The sequence below is a fragment of the Desulfovulcanus sp. genome (assembly GCF_982781345.1).
Genome location: NZ_CEYAEZ010000029.1, coordinates 19,402 through 27,009, shown reverse-complemented (window position 1 = coordinate 27,009; position 7,608 = coordinate 19,402). Strand labels below are relative to the sequence as shown.

Genomic DNA, 7,608 nt, shown 5'->3' with positions numbered 1-7,608 from the left:
GCACTCTTCAATTGTGTAGTAATTTGAGGATGTTAATCGTGTCAGAAAGTTGAGTCTAAAACTTAAAGATTAAAAACACCCTGCAAAGTTTTTGAGCCTGCGGGGTAGGGCGAGGAGGGATAGTAAATGGAGTTTTTGCCCCAGACCGGCATCTGGACCATGATCGCCAATGCTACTTTGATGGTTAAGGTTGTCATGGTTATTTTGTTATTTATGTCTGTTACTACTTGGAGTATAATAATTTTTAAGGCTATTGTCTTTGGTCGTTTTAAGTCACGGATTAGAGCTCACTTACGTCTCTTTGAGACTGCTTCCGATTTAGGGACAGGCATGAAATTACTCAAGGAAAATCCTGGTTCTCCTCTTTATCCTATAGGATACGGGGCTGTTCTGGAAATACAGAAGCTTGAACAGACTAACCTCCACCCCAATCTCAAGTTCAGGGTGGCTGAAGACAATGTACGCAGAGTATTAAAGCAGGGGGTTAGTTCGCAACTCAAAGTATTGTCTGGTTCCCTGCCTTTTTTAGCTACTTGTGGCAGTTCTGCTCCTTTTATCGGTCTTTTTGGTACAGTGTGGGGCATAATGCATTCATTTCACTCAATTGGCCTGCAAAAGTCAGCTTCTCTGGCCACGGTTGCCCCTGGGATTTCTGAGGCTCTGATAGCCACAGCCATTGGTCTTGCTGTGGCTATACCAGCTACAATAGCTTATAATTATTTTTTAGGACAGTTAAACGCGATTCAAACTGAGCTGGTAAATTTTGCAGGTACTTTTTTGAACAGGGCTCAGAGGGAGTTACCCTGGATGAAACGAGAAAACTAATTTGGTTGAGTAGTTGAGCAGGGTGAGTGAGTAGTTAATAGGAGGGAATATGGATTTTAATCCGCTGGAAAAAGGTTTTTTATCTGAAATAAATGTCACTCCTTTTGTGGATGTTATGCTTGTTCTTCTTGTTATATTTATGGTTACTGCCCCTATGCTCACCCAGGGGGTGGAAGTTGATCTCCCTCAGACCAAGACAGTACGGACGCTTCCGGAAGATAGTGACCACCTAGTGGTTACTTTGAAGAAAGATGGCACCATCTATCTGGACGAATACAAAGTTAAACTGGATGAGGTGGAAAAACATTTAAAAAAGATAGTCCAGGATAAAAATAAATTGATTTATTTGCAGGCTGATAAAGATGTTGCTTACGGTTTAGTGGTCAAGCTTATGTCTAGGATAAAAGCCGCTGGAATCAAGCGTTTGGGTGTTGTGGCTGAAGAGGAAAGGGAATAAAAATTATGCGCCTTTTGGGCTGGTTAGGTTCTTTCTTACTCCATCTGGGTATTTTTTTTCTGGTCTTTTATTCTCCAGTGGGGGGCAAAAGAATACGAATTGATCTAAGTAGACCTGTTTATGAAGTTGAACTTATCAATCTGCTCCCTCCAGCCCCTGTTAAGCAGGAGGTAAAAAAGTCTGCCGGACAACTTAAAAAAAATGACACTAAGTCAGCTGTCAAGGCTGAAAAAAAATTTTTGAAGCAAAAGGAGTCTAAATCTTCATCAAATCTTAAAAAGATTAAGGCTCAGCGGAATCTGGAGCGGGCCAAAGCAAAACCAAAGGACAAAAAAAAGAAGATCAGTTCCAAGAAGGTAAAAAAGACCAGAAAAAAGACTACGGTTAAAAAGAAAAAAGAACCTTCACCCCAGGAGATTTTGGCCCAGGCCCTGGGCAGTGTTAAAAAACATGTCCGGGCAAAGCAGAAATCAGAACAAATGATATTGGCCAAGGAATTGGCGGAATTAAGACAACAGGTCAAGCAAACCAAGTCTCGCTCGGCTCAAGGAAGAAGTAGTAGCAGCGGCGGGATAAAGGGCTTTTATAAGGAATTTGTGATAGGGAAAATCAAAGAGAATTGGCGGTTTCCTAAGATTGGAGTGGAGGAAAATTTAGTGGCCCAGGTGGAGGTGGAAATTGACGAGAGAGGTAAAATTATCCGGTCAAGAATTATTAAGCCTTCCGGGAGAAGAGATTTTGACATTTCAGTGCTCAAGGCAGTGCAGGAAACTGGTGAACTGCCGCCTCCTCCGGCCAAAACCATAGACAAATTGATTATAAATTTTAATTTGATGGAGCTGTATTAGCCATGTCTAAAGTCACGTCAGTGTTCTTTTTTGTTTTGACTATGATTTGGTTTGGTCTAGCCTGGGCTCAGGATACTTTAGTTGTTGATATTTATGGACCTGGGCAGGAAAAGCTGAATATTTTTCTGGCTGATCCACTGATGAAGGGTGGCAATGGCACTGCGCCTGCTTTTGCTACCAGAGTGCAAGACCTGATCAAAAACAATCTTTCTTTTTTGCCTTTTTTACATCAGACACAAAGTAAGGATATATTGGGAGGATCACAAATAGGTGGTATTCAGGGCAAAGATATTGATTTTAAGAAATTTCGTTTGTCCAAGGTTGATTTATTACTAACTATTGGATGGGAGGACAGGCCGGGAATTCTGGGCTCAGTAGAGATCAGAGCCTTTGAGGTGTTTTCCCGAAAACTTATTCTGGGCAAGGGCTATCTCGTGCAGACAAAAGAACAGCTTCCCCTTGTGGCTCAAAAGTTCTGTGCTGAGCTTATGCGTGTTTTAACTGGCAAAGATAAATTTTTTCGATCTACTCTGGCCTTTGTACGCAGGCAAGAGAGTAAAAAGGAGATATGTCTGCTTTCTCCACTTAGTGGAGAAGTAAAGCAAATTACCAATCTTGGTGGGCTGGCCATGAGCCCGGCATGGTCGTTTGATGGGCAAAAAATTGTTTTTACTTTCCTAAAAAATGATCGTCATTTTTTAGGTCTCTGGGACAGACAGACCGGACAGGTTAAGAGTTATAAACTCCCTGGCAACACCTGTATTTCTCCGGTGTTTACTCCTGAGCAAAAGATAGCCGTAAGCATTGATCCTGAGGGAAATCCAGACATTTATCTTTTGCAAAGGGACATGAAGTTGGATCGAGCCCTGGTTAAAAACTGGGCTATTGATATTTCTCCCAGTTTTGATTCTTCTGGGAAAAAAATGGTCTTTGTCTCTTCCAGGCTTGGAAATCCGCATATTTTTCTCCTGAATGTTCAGGAGAATAGAATAGAAAGGGTGACTTATGCGGGAAAATATAATACTAGCCCCAGTATCAGTCCAGATGGGAACTGGGTTACCTTTTCCCGGCGTACACCTGAAGGACACCGGATTTTTGTTCTTGACTTGCGTACCGGAATGGAGAAACAGATTAGTTTCGGACCTGGAAATGATGAAGACCCATCCTTTGGTCCGGACGGGTATTTTATTGTCTTTACGTCCAATCGTAGTGGGCAATATAAATTATATCTGACAACCCGGGGTGGTAATGAACCCCGATTATTGCCAACAGGTCAGGGGGAGGCAACAGCACCAAGCTGGGGAGTTTTTGAATAGGAAGTTTGGATAAAGGAGGATATATGAGATCGAAGACTTTATTTTTGTTTGTTTTAGCGACATTGACGGTATTTATTATAAGCGGTTGTGCCAAACAAAAAATTGGTTCGGTTTCTCCTAATGGCGTTGTAGGGAGTACACAAAAAAACAGACTTAGCGCAGAAGAAAGTCGAGGCAATGCTGCTAGAAAAGCTCGTGAACAAGCCTTAAAAGAGCGGCAACTGGCAGAAGAACAGTTAGCCAAGGAAGAAGCAGAAAAGAAAAAGGCTATTGAGCAGGCCGTAGAAACAATTTCAGCCAACAAAATTTACTTTGATTTTGACTCATTCGAATTAAAGCCAGAAGCCAGGGCTATTTTACAGCAAAAAGCAGAGCTTTTAAAGAAGTACAAAAATTTACGCTTAGTTATCGAAGGGCATTGTGATGAACGCGGCACTGAAGAATATAATTTGGCTTTGGGGGAAAGACGGGCCAGGGCAGCTTACGAGTTTTTAATTCTCTTGGGGGTTGAGTCTGATAGGATGCAGATTGTCAGCTATGGAGAAGAGTTTCCAGCTGATCCCGGGCATAATGAAACAGCTTGGGCAAAAAACAGACGTGATGAATTCAAGGTTTTGTACTAAATTTCGAGGGCAAGCGAGGCTATATTTATAGAACCTAAATTGTGCGATTTTTAATTGAGTTTTATATTAAACATATTGGAATAGAAGGACATTTTAAATGAGCGTTTTTCTCTCAATGGGTGATATTGCCACGGACAGCTTCGCTGCCCTCGCAGTGACTAAGCGCTCAGCCTGTCATTGCGAGGAGCGAGCGTTAGCGAAGCGACGAAGCAATCACAAACTTTAACCCGCAAAAAATGCATAATTTAGGTAGAAAATTTATTTAGAATATAACCTACATTTACTACATACCAGCCACTTTTTCGTCTGTTCCAGAGACTTGTTCTATACTTTCGCAGACTCTATTTTCATAAGTCCAGATTTCAAGATTTCAAGGGGACATTGGTATCTTTTGCCCTTTTTAGGATTGCTAAAAAGCAACAAAAGACTCTTTTAACTCAGGAGATAAGATTTAATGCTCTCTTTGACATTAGATATGCTGCAACGTACCTTTAACGTTGGGATTGTTGTCTATGATGAGAATTATAATATAATTTGTGTGAATAAAACTATTCAAGAATTTTTTCATTTTGATTTTGAACGCACTGATACATCTTACAATTTGGCTAATCTACACAGCCCGAAAGTATTTTCTCAAATAAAGGATATGACTGAAGAGGCTGTTATCCATACAAGGAGTGACAGCTATATTATAAAGATATATCAAGAGACTCACAAGAAGAATTTAGTTTTTTTGATAAAGGTATTTCTTCTACATGGTCAATGTAGAGATATATTTATTGCTTTGCTTTATAATGTGACAGATATATTAATGGATGAAAAGAAAATAATAAAATTTCCTGTATATGATGGCAATAATTTTTTGCTTTTAGATGTTCCAGAGATTGATTTTTTTAAAGCCATAGGTAACCAAACAGAGATTTTTTATCAGGATAAAAAGTATTTAAGTCCTCTTAGTCTTGGGAAAATTGAGAAAAAGTTGGAGCCTAAAGACTTTGTTCGTATACATAAAAGTTTTATAGTCAATGTTAATAAAATAGAGAAATTGGAAAAGGATAAAAATAAATACCAGATTTTGATGAAAAATGGTTATTACCTTCCAGTAAGTAGGGTTAAGACAAATGTTATTTTAAACATGTTCGGGTTAAAATAATTTTGCCTAAGAGTCTGTGACCAAACCTTACTGTAAGAGGGCAATTTTTCATAATTTTTTTTCAATCTGGTAGTCAAAATGGGGTTTGGCCACAGACTCTAGTGGCTAGCGTGTTTCCCCACATATATACAACTAACCTAAAATCCACCCCTTAACCCCCAACTTCACTCTCTGCAATCTTGCCTATAGCGTGATTGTAAAGGCACCTAAACAGTTCTTTTGTATTCCCTTGGAGATACGATTTTTCTAAGTGAATTGAAAGGGTAATACCTTTTTTTGTTTTTTATTTTAAACCCGTTTTGTAAAATTTTTTCCAGCAGGTTCGATTTTCATCTTGTCCGCAAATATTCCCTTTTGTCACTCTATAGTTCATTTCATCCTTTTCATCAATTTACCCCCTTCATGTAAAAACCTGATTTATGTATTAGAATCAAAAAAAAAAAGAAGGAGGTCAGGTTATGGAAAAAAAGGGGATGTATGCCGAAAGGAGTTATGATCCGGCCGCACAGGAAATGTTGAAGTTGGCAGAAGAGAAAGGTTACGAAACGGTTTGGGAAAGACTAAAAGCGCAGTCCCCTCACTGTAAGTTCGGGGTAAGTGGGGTGTGTTGTAAAAATTGTGTCATGGGTCCTTGCCGGATTACACCGAAGAGTCCTGAGGGGGTTTGCGGTGCAACAGCGGATATCATCGTGGCCAGAAATTTGGTCAGGGCCATTGCCGCAGGTTCTGCTGCTCATTCCGATCATGGTCGGCCTTTAGCCGGGACCCTTAAAGAAGTGGCTGAGGGAGAAAATAAAGATTATCAAATTAAGGATGTGGCTAAGTTAAAGAGTATTGCAGCCAAACTAGGCCTTGACACTGATGCTGATGTTGAAGTTTTGGCCAAGGCGGTAGCTGAAGTAGCGATGATGGATTTTGGTAAGCAAGATGTTAAGCCCCTTCAATTTCTTCTTTCTTATGCCCCTAAAAAGAGGCTGGAGCGCTGGCAAAATTTAGAGAAGTTTTTGTCTGAAAGCACAGGCAAAAAAATGGGAGTATTGCCACGCAGTATTGACAGAGAAGTTGTAGATATCATGCATAGAACAACTATGGGTGTGGATAATGATACGGTGTCCCTTTTAATTCAAGGTGTGCGGGCTGCTTTAGCTGACGGTTGGGGTGGTTCTCTTATTGGGACTGAAATTCAGGATGTCCTTTTTGGTACACCCACAGTAAAGAAAATTATGGCTAATCTGGGTGTAATAGATCCGGATTATGTCAATGTTGTTGCCCATGGACATGAACCTATTTTATCCGAGAAGATAGTAGAAGTAGCGCAATCAGAAGAGATGCAGAAGTTAGCTCAAAAATATGGGGCTAAAGGTGTGAATGTTGTAGGTATGTGTTGCACCGGGAATGAACTATTAATGCGTCAGGGTATACCTGCTGCTGGGAATACATTACATCAAGAATTAGCTGTAATGACTGGAGCAGTGGAAGCAGTAGTTGTCGATGTACAATGTATTTTCCCTTCCTTGGGACGTCTAGTTGAGTGTTTTCATACGAAGTTTATTTCAACAAGTGAGCAGGCTAAGTTTCCAGGTTCTCTACATATTCAATTTGAGGAAGACAAGGCCACACAAGTGGCGAAAGAAATTATAAAAACAGCCATAGAGGCCTTTCCTAAGCGTGATAAAGACAAAGTATTCATACCCACAACTAAAACTGAAGCAATTGTTGGATTCACCACTGAAAATATCGTCAGCGCTTTAGGTGGTAGTCCTAAACCCCTGGTTGATGCAATTGTTAGTGGCAAAATTAAGGGTGTAGTTGGCATTGTTGGGTGTAATAATCCAAAAATAAAACAAGATTACAATCATACAACTATTGCCAAGGAGTTAATCAAGAAAGATATACTGGTTATTGGCACTGGTTGTTGGGCCATTGCTTGTGCCAAGGCAGGCCTGATGCGTTTGGAAACGCAGGAACTGGCAGGTGAGGGTTTAAAAGAAGTGTGCAAAGCACTTAATATACCACCTGTTTTGCACATGGGTTCCTGTGTTGATTGTTCACGTATGCTCACTTTAGCTGGTGGACTTGCTGATTATTTAGAGGTTGATATTTCTGATTTACCTTTAGTTGGGTCAGCCCCTGAATGGATGGCAGAGAAAGCAGTTTCAATAGGAACATATTTCGTTGCTTCTGGAATTCCAGTGCATCTTTGGCCCATGCCGCCAATTACAGGAAGTGAGACTGTGGTGAAAATTTTAACAGAAGATATAAAAGATCTTCTTGGTGGTTATTTCTTTGTCGAGGAAGATCCAGTGAAGGCAGCTGAGAGAATGGAAGAGATTATTATGGATAAAAGGAAGGCATTGAATATTTGATTTTGATTATCCTGATGCGT

At 40.2% G+C, this 7,608-nt stretch carries 7 protein-coding genes; all 7 read left to right on the top strand.

What is annotated here, in order from left to right:
- Positions 1 to 126 precede the first annotated feature (126 nt).
- A complete protein-coding gene (locus AC3WVG_RS06325) occupies positions 127 to 825 on the top strand; it encodes a MotA/TolQ/ExbB proton channel family protein (RefSeq protein ID WP_488797321.1) in 699 nt (232 codons plus the stop codon).
- 49 nt (positions 826 to 874) lie between these two features.
- Entirely contained in the window at positions 875 to 1,282 is a 408-nt protein-coding gene (gene tolR, locus AC3WVG_RS06320; protein ID WP_488797320.1) for a protein TolR, read from the top strand.
- Positions 1,283 to 1,287: 5 nt separating this feature from the next.
- Entirely contained in the window at positions 1,288 to 2,130 is an 843-nt protein-coding gene (locus tag AC3WVG_RS06315; RefSeq protein ID WP_488797319.1) for an energy transducer TonB, read from the top strand.
- Positions 2,131 to 2,132: 2 nt separating this feature from the next.
- Positions 2,133 to 3,446 carry a hypothetical protein gene (locus tag AC3WVG_RS06310; RefSeq protein WP_488797318.1) on the top strand — a complete coding sequence of 438 codons (1,314 nt, stop codon included), beginning with the start codon at positions 2,133 to 2,135 and terminating at the stop codon, positions 3,444 to 3,446.
- Positions 3,447 to 3,469: 23 nt separating this feature from the next.
- Positions 3,470 to 4,069, top strand: a complete 600-nt coding sequence (pal, locus tag AC3WVG_RS06305) for a peptidoglycan-associated lipoprotein Pal (RefSeq protein ID WP_488797317.1) — start codon at positions 3,470 to 3,472, stop codon at positions 4,067 to 4,069.
- Positions 4,070 to 4,523: 454 nt separating this feature from the next.
- The gene (locus AC3WVG_RS06300; RefSeq protein ID WP_488797316.1) at positions 4,524 to 5,222 is read left to right on the top strand and encodes a LytR/AlgR family response regulator transcription factor; all 699 of its coding nucleotides are present in this window, start codon (positions 4,524 to 4,526) and stop codon (positions 5,220 to 5,222) included.
- Positions 5,223 to 5,680: 458 nt separating this feature from the next.
- Positions 5,681 to 7,588, top strand: a complete 1,908-nt coding sequence (cooS, locus tag AC3WVG_RS06295) for an anaerobic carbon-monoxide dehydrogenase catalytic subunit (RefSeq protein WP_488797315.1) — start codon at positions 5,681 to 5,683, stop codon at positions 7,586 to 7,588.
- Positions 7,589 to 7,608: the final 20 nt, after the last annotated feature.